Origin of the sequence: Burkholderia pyrrocinia, from assembly GCF_018417535.1 — a bacterium.
Classification (GTDB): Bacteria; Pseudomonadota; Gammaproteobacteria; order Burkholderiales; family Burkholderiaceae; genus Burkholderia; species Burkholderia pyrrocinia_E.
On the sequence record NZ_CP070977.1, the window covers coordinates 3,232,503 to 3,249,835 of the forward strand.

Consider the following 17,333-nt stretch of genomic DNA (forward strand, 5'->3'; position numbering starts at 1 on the left):
AAATACACGAAGGTCTGGAAGATTTGCCTATTCCTCTCGAATTGCACGCGAACGCCCGTTAAAACGCATTCATGGTGCTACATTGCGAGCCAGATTCTCTTGCCGGACAGGACCACGCAGATGAGCTTCCAGCCCCTTTTTGCCGATGCGGGCGAGCGTGTGCAGCGCCGCATGATCGAGCTGCACACGCGTCTCGCGCCGAACGAGGGCGACACGCTCGCGGCGCTCGACGGCGTACGCTTGATTCGCGTGAGTCGTCCCGCGCCGCGCATGCCGGTGCTGTACGAACCCAACATCATCGTCGTGTGCCAGGGGCGCAAGCTCGGCTATCTCGGCGACCGTTCGTTCGTCTACGACGCGCAGCAGTATCTCGTGCTGTCGGTGCCGCTGCCGTTCGAATGCGAGACCTTCGCGAGCATGGACGAGCCGTTTCTCGCGATCTCGATCCGCATTGATCTCGCGGTGATCGCCGAGCTCGCGATCCTGCTCGACGAGACGCTCGGCGCGGCCGCCAGCGAGCCGCTCGGCGTCTACTCGACGCCGCTCGACGCGCCGCTGGCCGACGCGGTGGTGCGGCTGCTCGAAGCGCTCGCGTCGCCGCACGACACGCGCGTGCTGGGGCCGGCGATCATGCGCGAGATCGCGTATCGCGTGCTGACGGGAGCGCAGGGCGACGCGATCCGCGCGGCGCTCGTGCAGCAGCATCACTTCGGCCGCATCGCGAAGGCACTGCGGCGCATCCATGCGGAGTTGAAGGCCGATCTCGACGTCGAGACGCTTGCGCGCGAGGCGGGGATGAGCCTCGCGGTGTTCCACGCGCAGTTCAAGCATGTGACGGCGACGTCGCCGATGCAGTACGTGAAGGCCGCGCGCCTGCATCAGGCGCGGCTGATGATGGTGCAGGACGGGGTCGGCGCCGGCACGGCTGCCGCGCGCGTCGGTTATGCGAGCGCGTCGCAGTTCAGCCGCGAGTTCAAGCGGCTGTTCGGCCGCAGCCCCGGTGACGAGGTGCGCTGGATGCGTGAGAGCGGAGGCCGGCCGATCGCGGCGGACGTGGACGCATAGCGATCGGCTCCGCGCGGCGCTCAGCGCCGCACGACCTTGCGCCGCTGCGCGCTGATGCCCGCGTAGTCGGGCAGCGCGTCGACGCGCTTGCCTATCGCCTTCGCGTACAGCGGCATCAGGTCCGGCAGGCGGTTCAGCAGATCCTGGCGCCGGGCGGTGCTGTACGGGTGCGTGTAGATGAAGCCTGTCGCCTTGTTCGCGCGCGTCGCGACCGCGAGCTTGTCCCACAGCGTGATCGCCGCGCGCGGATCGAAGCCCGCGCGGGCGGCGATGTCGCCGCCGATCACGTCGGCTTCGGTCTCGTCGGTCGGGTCGTAGCGGAGCGCCTGAAGGCGCTCGCCGAGGTTCAGTGCCTGCGGCAGCGGATCGCCGACGCCGAACAGCGGCGGCAGCGCGGCTGCGCGCAGCGACGTCTGCGACGCCGCGCTGAAGTTGCTGCGCGCGTGTTCGCGCAGCGCGTGCGCGATGCCGTGCGCGAGCAGCACGCCGAGCTCGTCGTCGTTCAGGCGGACGCGGTCGAGCAGGCCGCCGTACACGAGCACCTTGCCGCCCGGCAGGCAGGTCAGGCGGATGTCGCGCGAGCGGATCGCGTTGACGTCCCACGCCCAGTTCTTCACGCGATCGTTCCACTTCACCGAATACGGCGCGAGCTTCGCGACGATCGCGCGCAGGCGCTTCACGCGCGGCTGGTTCGCGGGCAGCAGGCGGTTGCTGTCGGCTGCCGCCTGCACGATCTGCGCGTATTCGTTCGCGGTGAGCTGTTCGAGCAGCGGCGACGGAAGCAGCGTACGGAACGCGATCTCGTTGCCGTAGCGGACCTGCTGCGGCGTCGGCGTATAAGCCTTCGCCGACGCGGTGGCGCCGGTCGGCTGCGCGGCTTCGGCGGCGGACGGCGGGACGGGCGCGGCGGAAGTCGCCGGCGCGGATGGCGTTGCCTGCGTAGCGGCCGGCGCGGAGCCCGCCGCGGCCGCACCGGTGTCGGCCGCGTGCGCGAACCCCGCGGCGAGTGCCGCGGCACCGACGCTCAACGAAGCCGCAACGCGCGCGACGCGGCGCAGGCGGTCACTGCGCACGGCTGGCCTCGCCGTTGCGTGCGGTGCCGTTCCACGGCGCGATCCTGAACAGCAGCAGCATGCCGGGAATCGCGAGCGCGGTGCACACGATGAAGTAGTCGAACCAGCCGATCTTCGCGACGATGAAGCCGCTCGCGGCCGATGCGAGCGTGCGCGGCACCGATGCGAGGCTCGTGAACAGCGCGAACTGCGTGGCCGTGTAGCGCGGGTCGGTCGTGCTCGCGATATATGCGACGAACGCGGCCATCGTCAGGCCGGTGGTGAAGGTTTCGACGCCGTAGACGAGCGCGAGCGCGACCGTCATCGGGCTGAATTGCGGCGCGACGGCAATGCCGAAGATCGACAGCCCCGATGCGATCGCGTGGCTCGTCGCAACGGTGAAGTCGTAGAGCGCCGCGAGCACGGGCGAGCCGGGGCCGAGTTGCGCGAGCCACGCGAAGCCGAGCGTCGACACCATCTGCAGCGCGCCGAAGATCCACAGCCCGCGGCCGATGCCGATCTTCACGAGCCAGACGCCGCCGATGATGCCGCCGGCGACGCTCGCGACGAGCGCGGTGGTTTTCGCGACGATGCCGATCTCGGTGCGCGTGAAGCCGATGTCGAGGAAGAACGACGTCGACAGCGTGGTGGCCATCGTGTCGCCGATCTTGAACAGGAAGATGAATGCGATGACGAGCAGCGCGCCGGTCCAGCCGTCGCGCTGGATGAATTCGCGAAACGGCAGCACGATCGCGTCGCGCAGGTTGCGCGGCGGTGCGCCGACCACTTCCGGCTCGCGCACGACGAGCGTCATCAGGATGCCCGGCAGCATGAACGCGCCGGTGATCGCGAACACGACATCCCACGGCATGTGGTCGGACAGGATCAGCGCCAGCGAGCCGGGGATCAGCGCGGCGAGCTTGTATGCGTTCACGTGCACCGCGTTGCCGAGGCCCTGCTCGGTGTCGCGCAGCAGTTCGCGGCGATATGCGTCGATCACGATGTCGGAGCTCGCGCCGAAGAACGCGACGAGCGTCGTGAGCGCGGCCACGGTCCAGATCGAGTCGCGCGGCGATACGAAGCCGAGCGCGGCGATCGCGCCCGCGACCAGCACCTGAGTGAGCAGCATCCAGCCGCGCCGGCGGCCCGGCCGCCAGCCGGGCAGGCGCGGGAGGTAGCGGTCCATCAGCGGCGCCCACAGGAACTTCCACGTGTACGGGAACTGGATCAGCGCGAACAGGCCGATTTCCTTCAGGTTCACGCCCTCGGAGCGAAGCCATGCCTGCACGAGGTAGACGAGCGTGAACAGGGGCAGGCCCGACGTGAAGCCCAGGAACACGCAGATCAGCATGTGCGTATTCAGATAGGCTCGCCAGCCGGGGTGATCCTCGTGAGCGGTGAGTGCGGGCGCCTCGTGTGGCGTTTTCGACATGGACTGGAACTGGGTAGCGTTGACTGATTGCGGCGGCAGCGCGCGGCGGGGGAGCGGCGCGGGCCGGGCCCGGCGTCCGTCAACGGCCCCCCGGCTCAGCTGCGCTTGACGCGGTAGACAGCAAGACTACCACGCCAGTTCGCTCCCCATCGAATCGGCTGGCCTTCGTGCAGCACGACGCGGTCGAGGATCGTGACGCCGACTTCGGGCGCGAGCGCCTCGAAATCCTTGATCGTCAGCACCCGCACGTTCGGCGTGTTGTGCCACTGGTACGGCAGCGATTTCGACACGGGCATCCGGCCGTGCAGCACCGACAGCCGGTGCGACCAGTAGCCGAAGTTCGGGAACGACACGATGCACTCGCGGCCGACGCGCGCCGTTTCGCGCAGGATCGCGGCCGTCTGGTGGATCGTCTGCAGCGTTTGCGACAGGATCGCGATGTCGAAGCTGTGGTCCTCGAACAGGCGCAGGCCGTCCTCGAGGTTCTGCTGGATCACGTTGATGCCGTTCTTCGCGCTTGCGAGCACGCCCGCGTCGTTCAGTTCGATCCCGTAGCCGGTGACGTCCAGCTCCTCCATCAGCAGCGCGAGCAGCGAGCCGTCGCCGCAGCCGAGGTCGAGCACGGTCGAGCGCGGCTCGACCCAGCGTGCGATCGTGCGGAAGTCCGCGCGCGCGGACAGGGAATTCAGCGCTTGCTGGTTCATGCCCTCACCTCGTTGGCGATTCGTTCGTAATACGCGCGGATCAGGTTGTGATAGCGCGCGTCGTCGAGCAGGAACGCGTCGTGGCCGTGCGGCGCGTCGATTTCCGCGTAGGTGACCGTGCGCTTGTTGTCGAGCAGCGCCTTCACGATCTCGCGCGAACGCGCCGGCGCGAAGCGCCAGTCGGTCGAGAAGCTCGCGATCAGGTATTTCGCCTGCGTTTGCGCAAGCGCGGCGGTCAGGTTGCCGTCGAACGCCTTGGCCGGATCGAAGTAGTCGAGCGCGCGCGTGATCAGCAGGTATGTGTTCGCGTCGAAGTAGTCGGCGAACTTGTCGCCCTGGTAGCGCAGGTACGACTCGACCTCGAATTCGACGTCGAAGCTGAAGTTGTACGCGTCGAGCGCGCCGTCGGCGCGGCGCAGCGCGCGGCCGAATTTCTCGGCCATGTCGTCGTCGGACAGGTACGTGATGTGGCCGATCATTCGCGCGACGCGCAGGCCGCGCTTCGGCTTCACGTCGTGCGCATAGTAGTCGCCGCCGTGGAAGTCGGGATCGGACAGGATCGCCGAGCGCGCGACCTCGTTGAACGCGATGTTCTGCGCGGACAGCTTCGGCGTCGACGCGATGTCGATGCAGTGTGCGACGCGCTCCGGATACATCAGGCTCCACGCGAGCGCCTGCATCCCGCCGAGGCTGCCGCCCATCACGGCCGCGAAGCGCTCGATGCCGAACGCGTCGGCGACGCGCGCCTGCGCATGCACCCAGTCCTCGACGGTGACCACCGGAAAGCGCGCGCCGTACGGCTTGCCCGTCGACGGATCGATGCTCATCGGGCCGGTCGAGCCGAAGCACGAGCCGAGGTTGTTCACGCCGATCACGAAGAAGCGGTTGGTGTCGAGCGGCTTGCCGGGCCCGACCATGTTGTCCCACCAGCCGGTGCTGCGCGGATCGTCCGCGTAGACGCCGGCGACGTGATGCGACGCGTTGAGCGCGTGGCAGACGAGCACCGCGTTCGAGCGCGCGGCGTTGAGCTCGCCGTACGTCTCGACGACGAGCTGATAGTTGCCGAGCGCGCTGCCGCTTTGCAAGCGCAGCGGTTCGGCGAAATGCATGGTCTGTGGAGCGACGATGCCGATCGATTCCATTCGTTCCGCCTTATGACTGGGCGGCTAAATGGTGTCGGCGATGCGCGGAGTCGAAGATGCGCGGCTGACGACCTCTTTAGCCGCATTTGTAGTGAACCGCCGGGACAAAGACAAATCAAGGCCCCGGCCGGTTCGCGCGCCCGCAATCGAGTCAGCAAATCGGCGCGCTTCCGACACACCGCCCGGGAGGGGGCGGCAGTCGGCAAAGTATAGCGGAAATCCGGAGGGCACGGATTTCACGGCACAGCCGTCGGTTTGCACGCGCAAATCGTCGAGTGTCGCGGTGGTGGCGCCCGGCATGAACAGGGTCGACGCGCAGTCGTCAGTCGTGCCGGAGCGGCGAGCGGGGGTTGCTGTCGGCGAACGCTTTGCTTACTGCAGGATCAGCCGCAAATGCGCGTCGGCCTGCTCGCTCGGCGATTTCTGGAATCCGCCTTTCGCGAAGCGGTGCCACCTGCCGATCACGTAGCTGACGAGCAGGCTTGCGCGCGCAGCCGGGTCGTAATCGGCCGGCAGCGGGAAGGGCGCGGCACCGTCGGGCGCGGCAGCTTCCGTGCGCGCGACCCGCAGGCATTGCTTGACGGTCGCCTCGATGCGATCGAGCAACTGGTTCACGCGTTCGGTGAGCCGTTCGTCCTCGCCGACCAGCGCTTCGCCGGTCAGCACGCGCGTCATCCCGGGGTTCTTCGCGGAGAAATTGAGCATCGTCAGCGCGATCGTGCGGGCCTGCAGCACGCCGTTCGGCTCCTTCGCGACGATCTGGTTGACGAGGCCGAACAGCGACTGCTCGATGAACTCGATCAGCCCTTCGTACATCTTCGCCTTGCTCGGGAAATGGCGGTACAGCGCGGCTTCCGACACGTCGAGCCGGGCCGCCAGCGCGGCCGTCGTGATCTTCTCGCGTTTCGGCGCCTCGAGCATCGCGGCGAGCGTCTGCAGGATGTGCACGCGGCGCTCGCCCGGCTTCGGACGTGCACGGGTGCGGGTGGGTGATGCCTGGTCGTCCGTTACCGCTTGGTCCTGCGGGTGAGTCGGCTGCATTTCTGTCGCCCCGATCGAGTGCCCTGTCGGAGCGATTTTAGCGAACGAATGCGCTGGTCGACATAAAGCGGGCGGCCGGTACCCGGCAGGTGGCCGGGAAGATGGCCGGTAATCCAGACCGTGCCGATGCCGAGGCGCTTGTAGCGCTTCAGGTGGCCGCGCGTGTCCTCGACGAGGATCGCGTCGGTGATCCGTGCGTGCGCGGCGCGCAGCGTTCGGCGCAGCATCATGTGGTCGGGTTTCGCGCGCCACGTGCGGCGGTCGCGCATGTGCTCGATCGCGATCACGCGCTCGAACAGGCGCTCGATGCGCAACTCGCGCAGCACCGCGCGCGCATAGTTCTCCGGCGCGTTGGTCAGCACGAACTTGCGGCCCGGCAGCGCGGCGATGATGCGCGCGAGGCCGCGCTCGGCGCGCACCATCGCGGGAAGATCGGCGAACGTGTGGACCACGCGCAGGAAGTCGTGCGGATCGATCGGGTGATGGCGCGTGAGGCCGAGAAGCGCGGCGCCGTAGCGCTGCGTGTAGCCGGTGCGCAAGCGGTCGGCTTCGGCGCGCTCGACCTGCAGCGCGTCGATGATGTACTGCGTCATCGCCCGGTTGATCTCGGGAAAGATCGCGTGCGACGCGTGGTGCAGCGTGTTGTCGAGATCGAACAGCCAGACGGGCGCGCCGGCGCGCGGCCGGCTGCGCGAGATGCGCCGGCGCCGCAGCGGGGCCGGCAGGTCAGGGCTGGCTGGCGGGCGGCGTGTGCTCAATGCGAGCGGATCATCGTGCCGAACGGCTGCTCGGTCAGGATTTCCAGCAGCACCGAGTGCTCGATCCGGCCGTCGACGATGTGCACCGACTTCACGCCGCTCTTCGCGGCGTCGAGCGCCGACGAAATCTTCGGCAGCATGCCGCCGGAGATCGTGCCGTCCTCGAACAGCGCGTCGATCTCGCGTGCGGACAAATCGGTCAGCAGGTTGCCGTCCTTGTCCATCACGCCCGGGATGTTGGTCATCATCAGCAGCTTCTCGGCGTTCAGCACCGTGGCGAGCTTGCCCGCGACGAGGTCCGCGTTGATGTTGTACGACAGGCCGTCTTCGCCGAAGCCGATCGGCGAGATCACCGGGATGAACGCGTCGTCCTGCAGCGCCTTCACGACCGCCGGGTTGATCGCCTCGACTTCGCCGACCTGGCCGATGTCGATGTACTGGCCCGGGTTGTCGCGGTCCGGCATCAGCAGCTTGCGCGCATGGATCAGGCCGCCGTCCTTGCCCGTCAGGCCCACCGCGTGGCCGCCGAAGTGGTTGATCAGCGTCACGATGTCCTGCTGCACTTCGCCGCCCAGCACCCATTCGACGACTTCCATCGTCTCTTCGTCGGTGACGCGCATGCCCTGGATGAAGGTGCCGGCCTTGCCGATCTTTTTCAGCGCCTGGTCGATCTGCGGACCGCCGCCGTGGACGATCACCGGATTGATGCCGACCAGTTTCAGCAGGATCACGTCGCGTGCGAAGCCTTGCTTGAGCCGTTCTTCCGTCATCGCATTGCCGCCGTATTTGATGACCACGGTCTTGCCGTGGTAGCGGCGGATGTACGGCAGCGCCTCGGCGAGGATTTCTGCTTTCAGCGTGGGGGCGATCTGCGAGAGGTCGATGGGCTCGGACATGGCGGCGGCTCAGGCTGGGAACGGTTGAAACACGGCGAATTGTACAGGAGTGGCGCAGCGCAGCATCGGGTTTTTGGGCTGGCGGAACGCGGGCGGCGCGGCTCGGGCACCGCACGCGGCGGCCCGCCGGCTATGGCGCTGCGCGATGCGGGCGACGGTGCGCGCGCGGCGGCGGCAGGCAGGTCCGCGCGCGTTCGTGACGAACCTCGGCCGGGCGGCCGGCGTGCAAAATCCGTCCGTCGCGCTATGCTTGTCGCGTAGGGCGACTTCACGCCCGCTTCCGCGATTGCGCCATGACCGATTCCGCCGCCGACGCCCGTTCCGCCCCGCGCCGTGCGCGCTGCCCGCACTGCGGGCGCGGCTTCGACTGCGGCGCCCGCACGCAGCCGTTCGACTGCTGGTGCGCGTCGATGCCGACGCTGCGCGGCGGCACGCCGCCTGCGCCCGGCACGCGCTGTCTGTGTCCCGAGTGCCTCGCCGACGAGATCGCGCAGCGCATGGCCGGCGCGACCGGCTGACAGCACCGGCCTGGCACGCGATGCGCCCCGTTCACCCGCTCCGATCCGGCCCCGCTGGAGGCGCCGCCCGCTAAACGGGTAAACTGCCCGGATGCAACGAATCACCACCACCGGGCGCGTCAACCTCAGTCACCTGTTCTGGCTTCGCAATCTCGCGATCATCGGCCAGCTCGTGACGATCGGCGTCGTGCAGACCTATTTCGGCGTGCACCTGCCGTTGCCGGCGATGCTGATGGTCATCGCGCTCGAAATCGTTTTCAACGCGCTGACCTGGGTGCGCGTGCTGCGCGCGCGGCCCGAGACCAATTTCGAGTTGCTCGGCCAGTTGTGGGTCGACCTCGGTGCGCTGTCGGCGCTGCTGTTCCTGTCGGGCGGCACGACCAACCCGTTCGTGTCGCTGTACCTGCCGTCGCTCGCGATCGCGGCGGCCGTGCTGCCGTGGCACCTGATGATCTGGCTCGCGGCGTTCGCGGTCGCCTGCTACGCGGCGCTCGGCTTCGATTCGGTGCCGCTCAACATGGACAACCCCGCGAACCTGTTCGACTACTACCGCACCGGGATGTGGGCGAACTTCATGGTCAGCGTCGGGCTGATCGCGTGGTTCGTCGCGCGCATGTCGAATGCGCTGCGCCAGCGCGATGCGGCGCTCGGCGAAGCGCAGCAGCACCTGCTGCGCGACGAGCGGGCGGTTGCGCTCGGCGTGCAGGCCGCCACCGTCGCGCACGAGATGGGCACGCCGCTGTCGACGATCGCGATGCTCGCCGAGGAGCTGCGCGACGCGGCGCGCGCCGACCCGGGGCTGGCCCGCTACGAGGCCGACCTGAAGGTGCTCGAGGAACAGATGACGCTCTGCACGTCGGCGCTCGCGCGCCTGCGCAGCCGCGCAAGTGCGCCGGCGAGCCGCCAGCCGGTGGACGACTGGCTCGACACGTTCGTCGAGCACTGGCGCCTGCGGCATCCGCACGTGCAGTTCGAGCTGCTCGGCGCGCGTCCGGCGGGCGTCGCGCTCGACGACACGGTCGCGGCCGGCCAGATCCTGACGATCCTGCTCGATAACGCCGCGCGCGCGAGCCCGCAGCGCGTGACGCTGGCAGGGAAGGTCGCGCACGACCGCGCGGCCGACGTGATCGAATTCGAGGTATGCGACGACGGGCCCGGCATTCCGGCCGCGCTGCGCGAATCGCTCGGCGCGATGCCGGTCGACAGCACGCAGGGCGGACACGGGGTCGGCCTGTATCTCGCGTTCAGTGCGGCCGCGCGGCTCGGCGGCGAGATCGAACTGTCCGATGTCACGCCGCGCGCGGCGGGCGGCAACGGGCGGGCCGGCGGTGCGGCGAATGGTCACGCCGCCGTCGTATCGGGTCAACGCGCGGCCGAACGAACGGCCGGCACGCCGGACAGCCGCCCGGCCGGCGCAACCGCCGGGCGCGGCACACGGGCGGTGCTGCGCCTGCCGGTCGTGCGCGTCGCGGCGCCGGCTGCCTCAACCAACACGTAGACGGAGAAACCACATGAGCGAGAACAATTTCCTGGTGATCGACGACAACGAGGTGTTCGCGGGCACGCTCGCGCGCGGCCTCGAGCGCCGCGGTTACGCGGTCCAGCAGGCGCACGACAAGGAGACGGCGCTCAGGCTCGCCGCGGGCGGCAAGTTCCAGTTCATCACCGTCGACCTGCATCTCGGCGAGGATTCGGGCCTGAGCCTGATCGCGCCGCTGTGCGACCTGCAGCCCGATGCGCGGATTCTGGTGCTGACCGGCTACGCGAGCATCGCGACCGCCGTGCAGGCGGTGAAGGAAGGCGCCGACAACTATCTCGCGAAGCCCGCGAACGTCGAGTCGATCCTGGCCGCGCTGCAGACCAACGCGACCGAAGTGCAGGCCGACGAGGCGCTCGAGAATCCGGTCGTGCTGTCGGTCGACCGGCTCGAATGGGAGCACATCCAGCGCGTGCTCGCGGAGAACAACAACAACATCTCGGCGACCGCGCGCGCGCTGAACATGCACCGCCGCACGCTGCAGCGCAAGCTCGCGAAGAAGCCGGTCCGGCAGTAAGCGACGCGCCGCGGTTGTCGCGGCGGGTGTCGGTTCCGCACGACGCGCGACGCGGGTTGCGAGGTGCAGGCCGTGCTCGGCTGCCCGCCGGACCCGCCAACGAAAACGGGCGGCCCGTCGGGCCGCCCGTTTCGCATTCGACGCCGCGCGCGTTACAGCACGTAGCGCGACAGGTCTTCGTCCTGCGACACTTCGCCGAGCGCCCGGTCGACATACTTCGCGTCGATCGTCACACGCTCGCCGGCGTGGTTGCCGGCCGCGAACGACACTTCCTCGAGCAGTTTCTCGATCACCGTGTACAGCCGGCGCGCACCGATGTTCTCGGTCTTCTCGTTGACCGCATACGCGATCTCCGCGAGGCGGCGGATGCCGTCCGCGGCGAATTCGAGCTGCACGTCTTCGGTCGCGAGCAGTGCCTGGTACTGCTTGACGAGGCTCGCGTCGGTCGCATCGAGGATCGCCTCGAAGTCTTCGACCGACAGCGAATCGAGCTCGACGCGGATCGGAAAGCGGCCCTGCAGTTCGGGGATCAGGTCGCTCGGCTTCGCGAGGTGGAACGCGCCGCTCGCGATGAACAGGATGTGATCGGTCTTCACCATCCCGTACTTCGTGTTGATCGTCGTCCCTTCGACGAGCGGCAGCAGGTCGCGCTGCACGCCCTGGCGCGACACTTCGCCGCCGCTGCCTTCGTTGTTGCGCGACGTGATCTTGTCGATCTCGTCGAGGAACACGATGCCGTTCTGCTCGACGTTCTGCACGGCCTTCGTCTTCACTTCCTCTTCGTTGAGCATCTTCGCCGCTTCCTCGTCGGTCAGCAGCTTCAGCGCTTCCTTGATCTTCACCTTGCGGCGCTGCTTCTTGCCGCTGCCGAGGTTCGAGAACATCGAGCGGATCTGCTCGGTCATCTCTTCCATCCCCGGGGGCGCCATGATGTCCAGGCCGGCCGACGGCTGCTCCAGGTCGAGCTCGACTTCCTTGTCGTCGAGCTGGCCTTCGCGCAGGCGCTTGCGGAACGTCTGGCGCGTCGCGTTGTTGTCGTCGTTCGCGTGTTCGGCATTGCCGCCGAAGCCCACCGCGCGCGGTTGCGGCAGCAGGATGTCGAGGATGCGGTCTTCCGCCTGGTCGGTCGCCTTGCTGCGCACCTTGCGCATCTCGGTTTCGCGCGTCTGCTTGACCGAGGTCTCCATGAGGTCGCGCACGATGCTGTCGACGTCGCGGCCGACGTAGCCGACTTCGGTGAACTTGGTCGCTTCGATCTTGATGAACGGCGCATCGGCGAGCTTCGCGAGGCGGCGCGCGATTTCGGTCTTGCCGACGCCCGTCGGCCCGATCATCAGGATGTTCTTCGGCGTGATTTCCGTGCGTAGCGGGTCGGCAACCTGCTGGCGGCGCCAGCGGTTGCGCAGCGCGACCGCGACGGCCTTCTTCGCGTTGTTCTGGCCGATGATGTGCTTGTCGAGTTCCGAGACGATCTCGGCAGGGGTCATGGTGCTCATGGTGCGGTCCTTACTCGATCGTTTCGATGATGCGGTTGTGGTTCGTGTAGATGCACATGTCGCCCGCGATCCCGAGCGACTTCTCGACGATCTCGCGCGGCGACAGCTCGGTGTTCTCGACGAGCGCGCGCGCCGCGGCCTGCGCATACGCGCCGCCCGAGCCGATCGCGCAGATGCCGCCTTCCGGGTCGAGCACGTCGCCGTTGCCGGTGATCACGAGCGTGGTGGTCGCATCGGCCGCGATCAGCATCGCCTCGAGGCGGCGCAGCATCCGGTCGGTGCGCCAGTCCTTCGCGAGCTCGACGGCCGCACGGGTCAGGTTGCCCTGGTGCTTCTCGAGCTTCGCCTCGAAGCGGTCGAGCAGCGAGAACGCATCGGCGGTGCCGCCCGCGAATCCGACCAGAACCTGGTTGTTGTAGATCCGCCGCACTTTCCGCGCACCACCCTTCATGACGATGTTGCCGAGGGTTACCTGGCCGTCGCCGCCAAGCGCGACCTTGTCGCCGCGCCGGACCGAAACGATGGTCGTGCCGTGAAATTGCTCCATCTGCGTTCCTTGAGAAAAACGGGGAAGAGTCGGGCGGCGCAAGGCGCCGCCGCGTGAATCGCAATGCGCCGGGGAGCGGCCCGGCGCGCATCCGTTTCATTTTAGGGCGGGCGCGGGGATATCAAGAGGCGGGGGGGCAAATCGGCCGGCCGGGAACCGGTGCCGGAAAAACAAAAAGCGCGCGGCAGGCCGCGCGCTTTCGGAAAGCAGCGTGTCGGAGCGGAACGCCGCTCGATCAGTCGCCGAACAGCTTCTGGCGCAGCTCGCGGCGCTCCTGTGCCTCGAGCGACAGCGTGGCCGTCGGGCGCGCGAGCAGGCGCGGGATGCCGATCGGTTCGCCGGTTTCCTCGCACCAGCCGTAATCGCCGGAATCGATGCGGGCGAGCGACTGCTGAACCTTCTTGAGGAGCTTGCGTTCGCGATCGCGCGTGCGCAGCTCGAGCGCGTGCTCTTCCTCGATCGTCGCGCGATCGGCGGGATCGGGCACGATCACCGTCTCGCGGAGGTTCTCGGTCGTCTGGCCTGCATTCTTGAGGATGTCCGCCTGCAACTGTTCGAGCCGATTTTTGAAGAAGGCGAGCTGATCCTCATTCATGTAATCCTTGTCGCTCATCTTCAGGATTTCGGCTTCGGTCAAGAGTTTCTTCGTCATCTGCTTGCTTCTTCAATGTGCGGCAAATCGACAGATATTGCCTGCACTTTGGGATTACCCGCAACCGCGCTTGCAATCATTTGCGATTTGCCGCCGCGGGGCCGAAAGCCTCTGGAAAACCGGTTCTCAAATACCAGGATAGGCCTGGCGCGAATTTGCGCGCGCGGCGAACCGGTATGCTGCGCGGCAGATCGCATCGGCCGCGGCCGGGTGGCGGATTGGCGATCCGGCGCGGTTGCGATGCCCGGAAAACTGGTTCAGCAAGAACCGGGCCTGTTTGTTGCCGTACTCCAGCGGGCACGTATTGTAACTGAATCGCAAGCGGGCGCCGTATCGGGTCGATCCCCGTCGGCTGCGCCAATATCTAGAAAATATAACGCGCAAATCGCGAAAAAGCGATGACGGCGAAACCCTGCCCGCACGCCGCCGCCGGGGCCGCCGCGAGAGCGGCGGCGCCGGCGGGGCGCAAAGGGGCGCAAACGGCGCCCGCGCGCGTCAGGCGAGGCAGGCGTCGAGGCCGTCGGTGATCAGGTCCTGCGGCAGGTCGACGCCGATGAACACCATCTTGTTGGTCTTCTTCTCGGCCGGCAGCCACTTCGCGGCGAGGTCGCTGCCCATCATCTGGTGCACGCCCTGGAACACGACCTTGCGGTCGACGCCCTTCATGAACAGCACGCCCTTGTAGCGCAGCATCCGCTCGCCGTAGATCTGCAGGATGCCGCCGAGGAAGTCTTCCAGCTTGTTCGGGTCGAACGGGCGGTCGTTGCGGTACACGAACGACTTGATCTTGTCGTCGTGGTGCGCGTGGTGGTGATGGTGGTGGCCGTGGTCGTGATCGTGCGCGCATTGACCGTGATCGTGGTCGCAATCGGCGTGATCGTGATCATGGCCGTGATCGTGGTGATGGTGCGCGTGATCGTCCTCGGCGAGGAAGTCGGGGTCGATCTCGAGCTTCGCGTTCAGGTTGAAGCCGCGCAGGTCGAAGATTTCCTTGATGTCGGCAACGCCAAAGTTCACGACCTTGATCGCCGCCCTCGGGTTCATGTGCATCAGGCGATGCTTGAGGCCGGCGACGGTCTGGTCGTCGACGAGGTCCGACTTCGTGATGAACAGGCGATCGGCGAAACCGACCTGACGCTGCACGACTTCGTGTTCGTCGAGCTGCGCGTTCGCGTGCTTCGCGTCGACCAGCGTGATGACCGCGTCGAGCAGGAAGTCGTCGGCGATTTCGCTGTCGATGAAGAAGGTTTGCGCGACGGGGCCCGGGTTCGCGAGGCCGGTCGTCTCGATCACGATGCGGTCGAAGTCGAGCTTGCCTTCGCGTTTCTTCGCGGCCAGATCGCCGAGCGCGCGTGCGAGGTCGCCGCGGATCGTGCAGCAGATGCAGCCGTTGCTCATCTGGATGATCTGCTCGTTCGAATCCTGCACCAGGATTTCGTTGTCGATGTTCTCTTCGCCGAACTCGTTCTCGATCACGGCGATCTTCATGCCGTGCGGTTCGTTCAGGATGCGCTTGAGCAGCGTCGTCTTGCCGCTGCCGAGGAAGCCGGTGAGGATGGTGACGGGAGTGGCCATGTCGGTCGCCTGTGGTTCGTGAATCGGGGTCAAAACCAGGATGTGCGTCGCGCCCGCGCTTTGCCAGCCGGGGCGCACAACCATCCATTGAAACATACCTGTCAAGCCCTCGCCCGTCGTCCGGACGACAGGCGAAAGCGCTGGGCCGCCAGGGGGCGGGCGCGGTTGTCCGGCTAGATCGGGGCGATCAGACGATTTGCAACAGCAGGCCCTTCAGATATTCGCCTTCCGGGAACGCGGCGAGCAGCGGGTGATCGACGCCCGCGCCGAGCCGCTTCAGGATGCGCGCGTCGACCTTCGCGTCGGCTGCCGCGCCTGCGACGATCTTCTGGAACAGGTCCATGTCGATCGCGCCCGAGCACGAGTACGTGAACAGCAGGCCGCCCGGACGCAGCAGCTTGAAGCCGCTCAGGTTGATGTCCTTGTACGCGCGCGCCGCGCGATCGACGCTGTCGCGGGTCGGTGCGAACTTCGGCGGATCGAGCACGATCAGGTCGAAACGCTCGCCTTCGTCGACGAGGCGGCGCAGCGTCTTGAATGCGTCGGCGTCGAGCCAGGTCGCGCGTTCGGCGTCGAAGCCGTTGGCGACGACGTTCTGCTGCGCGAGCGCGAGCGCATCGCCCGACGAGTCGATCGACACGACGCGTTTCGCGCCGCCCTTGAGCGCCGCGAGCGAGAAGCCGCCCGTATAGCAGAAGCAGTTCAGCACGTCGCGGCCGGCCGCGTACTGCGCGACGAGCGCGCGGTTGTCGCGCTGGTCGACGTAGAAGCCCGTCTTGTGGCCGTTCGGCACGTCGACGTGATAGCGCACGCCGTTTTCGTTCGCGATCAGCGTCGCGGGCGGCGCATCGCCGGCCAGCACGCCGGTTGTCTGTTCGAGCCCTTCCTTGTCGCGGATCGACACGTCCGAGCGCTCGTACACGTTCGGGCAGCCCGTCGCGCCGGTGAGCGCCGCGACGATCGCGTCCTTCCACGCTTCGACGCCCGCGGCCATGAACTGGCAGACGAGCTGGCCGCGCGGCGCTGCGCCGGCTTCCGCGGTGTCCGCGACGTAGTAGTCGACGATCAGCCCCGGCAGCCCGTCGGCCTCGCCGAACACGAGCCGCACCGCGCCCGTGCCCGACACCATCGTCGTGCGGTGCGCGACCGCGCGCTGTACGCGGCGCTTGAAGAACGCGTGGTCGATCGGCTCGTTCTCGTCGAAGTTCCAGACGCGCACGCGGATCTGCGATTGCGGGCTGTACGCGCCGCGCGCGAGGAAGCGGCCGTCGTGCGTGCGCACGATCACGGTTGCGCCGGGCGCGGGCTTGCCGTCGACGCGGTCGATCGCATTGGCGTAGATCCACGGATGGCGACGCAGCAGCGATTTTTCCTTGGACGGCTTGAGTGTGACGGTTTGCATGATGAGGTCGAGGTGGGCCGCGCCCGACGCCGACCGTTGCCGGTCGCCGCGCGCGGCGGGTAACACGGGAAACGCGTCAGTCGCGCTTCTTCGCGCGCGGATGCGCGCTGTCGTAAATCTTCGCGAGATGCTGGAAGTCGAGCGACGTATAGACCTGCGTCGCGGCGACGCTCGCGTGGCCGAGCAGTTCCTGCACCGCGCGCAGGTCGCCGCTCGACTGCAGCACGTGCGTCGCGAACGAGTGGCGCAGCACGTGCGGGTGGACGTTGGCGGGGATGCCGGCGGCGAGCGCCGCGCGCTTCACGCGCTCGCGCACGACGCCGGGCGACATCCGGTTGCCGCGCACGGACACGAACAGCGGATGCGGGTCGTGCTTCACGAATTCGCCGCGCACCGCGAGCCACGCATTCAGCGCATCGATCGCCTTGCGGCCGACCGGCACCTTGCGCTCCTTGTTGCCCTTGCCGCGCACGGTGACTTCGGCTTCGGCGAGATCGAGCCAGCCGGCCGAGCGGTAGCCGTCGGCCTGCGTGTACACGGCGTCGAGCCCGATCAGCTCGGCCAGGCGCAGCCCCGACGAATAGAACAGCTCGAGGATCGCGTGATCGCGGATGCCTTCGGTCGTGCCGGCGACCGGCGCGTCCATCAACGCCGAGGCGTCGTCGACCGACAGCGCCTTCGGCAAGGTTTTCGGGCGTTTCGGCGCGCGCACCGCGGCAACCGGGTTCGCGGGCATCTCGATGCGCTGCGCGAGCCAGCGGTAGAACGCGCGCCACGCAGATAACCGGTGCGAGATCGACCGCGCGGACAGCCCGCCCGCATGCGCGCGCGCGACCGCGCCGCGCATGTCGGCGGCCGTCAGCGTGTCGAGCGGCCGGCCCGCCGCGAGCTTCTTCAGCTCGTCGAGTTCGTGCGTGTACGCGCGCAGCGTGTGTTCCGACAACTGCCTGACGTGCTTCAGGTTCGACAGGTAGGCGGCGATCGGATCGTCTGTCATCG

The 17,333-nt window shown here is 67.7% G+C and carries 17 protein-coding genes; 4 read left to right on the forward strand and 13 right to left on the reverse strand.

From position 1 onward, the window contains the following. Positions 1 to 120 precede the first annotated feature (120 nt). Positions 121 to 1,065, forward strand: coding sequence for an AraC family transcriptional regulator (locus JYG32_RS14985; protein ID WP_174382872.1), 945 nt, complete (start codon positions 121 to 123; stop codon positions 1,063 to 1,065). Positions 1,066 to 1,085: 20 nt separating this feature from the next. On the opposite strand, the gene JYG32_RS14990 is transcribed toward JYG32_RS14985, so the two are convergent. The 7 genes from JYG32_RS14990 to argB form a co-directional block, all read right to left on the reverse strand. Beyond that, entirely contained in the window at positions 1,086 to 2,138 is a 1,053-nt protein-coding gene (locus JYG32_RS14990) for a M48 family metallopeptidase (RefSeq protein WP_213263961.1), read from the reverse strand. Beyond that, the gene (locus tag JYG32_RS14995) at positions 2,128 to 3,549 is read right to left on the reverse strand and encodes an AmpG family muropeptide MFS transporter (RefSeq protein WP_174382874.1); all 1,422 of its coding nucleotides are present in this window, start codon (positions 3,547 to 3,549) and stop codon (positions 2,128 to 2,130) included. The genes JYG32_RS14990 and JYG32_RS14995 overlap by 11 nt, the downstream gene beginning before the upstream one ends. 95 nt (positions 3,550 to 3,644) lie before the next feature. Continuing rightward, positions 3,645 to 4,253, reverse strand: coding sequence for a methionine biosynthesis protein MetW (gene metW, locus JYG32_RS15000; protein ID WP_021156285.1), 609 nt, complete (start codon positions 4,251 to 4,253; stop codon positions 3,645 to 3,647). Then, on the reverse strand, positions 4,250 to 5,395 hold the full coding sequence (gene metX / locus JYG32_RS15005) for a homoserine O-succinyltransferase MetX (RefSeq protein ID WP_174382875.1): 1,146 nt from the start codon (positions 5,393 to 5,395) through the stop codon (positions 4,250 to 4,252). Before metX ends, metW begins: the two co-directional genes overlap by 4 nt. A gap of 372 nt (positions 5,396 to 5,767) precedes the next feature. Continuing rightward, positions 5,768 to 6,436, reverse strand: coding sequence for a nucleoid occlusion factor SlmA (gene slmA / locus JYG32_RS15010; RefSeq protein ID WP_174382876.1), 669 nt, complete (start codon positions 6,434 to 6,436; stop codon positions 5,768 to 5,770). Next, positions 6,403 to 7,194 carry a pyrimidine 5'-nucleotidase gene (locus JYG32_RS15015; RefSeq protein WP_213263962.1) on the reverse strand — a complete coding sequence of 264 codons (792 nt, stop codon included), beginning with the start codon at positions 7,192 to 7,194 and terminating at the stop codon, positions 6,403 to 6,405. The genes slmA and JYG32_RS15015 overlap by 34 nt, the downstream gene beginning before the upstream one ends. Then, a complete protein-coding gene (argB, locus tag JYG32_RS15020) occupies positions 7,191 to 8,090 on the reverse strand; it encodes an acetylglutamate kinase (RefSeq protein WP_006754950.1) in 900 nt (299 codons plus the stop codon). The genes JYG32_RS15015 and argB overlap by 4 nt, the downstream gene beginning before the upstream one ends. 293 nt (positions 8,091 to 8,383) lie before the next feature. Here argB and JYG32_RS15025 point away from each other — a divergent pair, with 293 nt between their 5' ends. The 3 genes from JYG32_RS15025 (at position 8,384) to JYG32_RS15035 (ending at position 10,662) form a co-directional block, all read left to right on the forward strand. Next, positions 8,384 to 8,608, forward strand: a complete 225-nt coding sequence (locus JYG32_RS15025) for a cysteine-rich CWC family protein (RefSeq protein ID WP_213263963.1) — start codon at positions 8,384 to 8,386, stop codon at positions 8,606 to 8,608. A 91-nt stretch (positions 8,609 to 8,699) separates the two neighbouring features. Then, the gene (locus tag JYG32_RS15030) at positions 8,700 to 10,106 is read left to right on the forward strand and encodes an ATP-binding protein (protein ID WP_213263964.1); all 1,407 of its coding nucleotides are present in this window, start codon (positions 8,700 to 8,702) and stop codon (positions 10,104 to 10,106) included. 13 nt (positions 10,107 to 10,119) lie between these two features. Beyond that, positions 10,120 to 10,662 (forward strand): response regulator transcription factor, encoded by a 543-nt coding sequence (locus tag JYG32_RS15035; protein ID WP_011546464.1) that lies wholly within the window; start codon positions 10,120 to 10,122, stop codon positions 10,660 to 10,662. A 152-nt stretch (positions 10,663 to 10,814) separates the two neighbouring features. Here JYG32_RS15035 and hslU read toward each other — a convergent pair whose 3' ends face one another. The 6 genes from hslU to xerC all read right to left on the reverse strand — a co-directional run bounded on the left by hslU (position 10,815) and on the right by xerC (position 17,331). Further along, a complete protein-coding gene (gene hslU, locus JYG32_RS15040; protein WP_174384223.1) occupies positions 10,815 to 12,158 on the reverse strand; it encodes an ATP-dependent protease ATPase subunit HslU in 1,344 nt (447 codons plus the stop codon). 10 nt (positions 12,159 to 12,168) lie between these two features. Next, positions 12,169 to 12,705, reverse strand: coding sequence for an ATP-dependent protease subunit HslV (gene hslV, locus JYG32_RS15045; RefSeq protein WP_114178356.1), 537 nt, complete (start codon positions 12,703 to 12,705; stop codon positions 12,169 to 12,171). Positions 12,706 to 12,940: 235 nt separating this feature from the next. Continuing rightward, on the reverse strand, positions 12,941 to 13,357 hold the full coding sequence (dksA, locus tag JYG32_RS15050) for an RNA polymerase-binding protein DksA (protein ID WP_006477498.1): 417 nt from the start codon (positions 13,355 to 13,357) through the stop codon (positions 12,941 to 12,943). Between the two features lie 495 nt (positions 13,358 to 13,852). After that, positions 13,853 to 15,028 (reverse strand): CobW family GTP-binding protein, encoded by a 1,176-nt coding sequence (locus JYG32_RS15055; RefSeq protein ID WP_213265439.1) that lies wholly within the window; start codon positions 15,026 to 15,028, stop codon positions 13,853 to 13,855. A gap of 91 nt (positions 15,029 to 15,119) precedes the next feature. Beyond that, positions 15,120 to 16,334, reverse strand: a complete 1,215-nt coding sequence (locus JYG32_RS15060; protein WP_213263965.1) for a class I SAM-dependent rRNA methyltransferase — start codon at positions 16,332 to 16,334, stop codon at positions 15,120 to 15,122. A 76-nt stretch (positions 16,335 to 16,410) separates the two neighbouring features. After that, positions 16,411 to 17,331 carry a tyrosine recombinase XerC gene (gene xerC, locus JYG32_RS15065; protein WP_174384220.1) on the reverse strand — a complete coding sequence of 307 codons (921 nt, stop codon included), beginning with the start codon at positions 17,329 to 17,331 and terminating at the stop codon, positions 16,411 to 16,413. Positions 17,332 to 17,333: the final 2 nt, after the last annotated feature.